This window comes from Escherichia sp. B1147 (assembly GCF_001660175.1).
In the GTDB taxonomy this organism is placed as follows: domain Bacteria; phylum Pseudomonadota; class Gammaproteobacteria; order Enterobacterales; family Enterobacteriaceae; genus Escherichia; species Escherichia whittamii.
Genome location: NZ_LFHY01000040.1, coordinates 1 through 328, shown reverse-complemented (window position 1 = coordinate 328; position 328 = coordinate 1). Strand labels below are relative to the sequence as shown.

At 51.5% G+C, this 328-nt stretch carries 1 rRNA gene; it reads left to right on the top strand.

Annotation, left to right across the window (positions count from 1 at the left end):
* Window positions 1-34 precede the first annotated feature (34 nt).
* Window positions 35-150 (top strand): 5S ribosomal RNA (gene rrf / locus A9180_RS22200).
* Window positions 151-328 lie beyond the last annotated feature (178 nt).

Below are 328 nucleotides of genomic sequence, written 5' to 3'. Positions count from 1 at the left end.
GTCGGAGAAAGACGTGTTGATAAAACAGAATTTGCCTGGCGGCAGTAGCGCGGTGGTCCCACCTGACCCCATGCCGAACTCAGAAGTGAAACGCCGTAGCGCCGATGGTAGTGTGGGGTCTCCCCATGCGAGAGTAGGGAACTGCCAGGCATCAAATTAGCGAAAGGCCATCCGTCAGGATGGCCTTTTTGCGTTGGTGCAGAAAAAATACCGGATGCGACGCTGGCACGTCTTATTGTTTTATCTGTGCCCGTCCTGAATAGCGTAGGCAGTAAAAACCACCGAATGGTCTGGCTAAGAAATAAAGACCCTACACATTTCCTTGTAT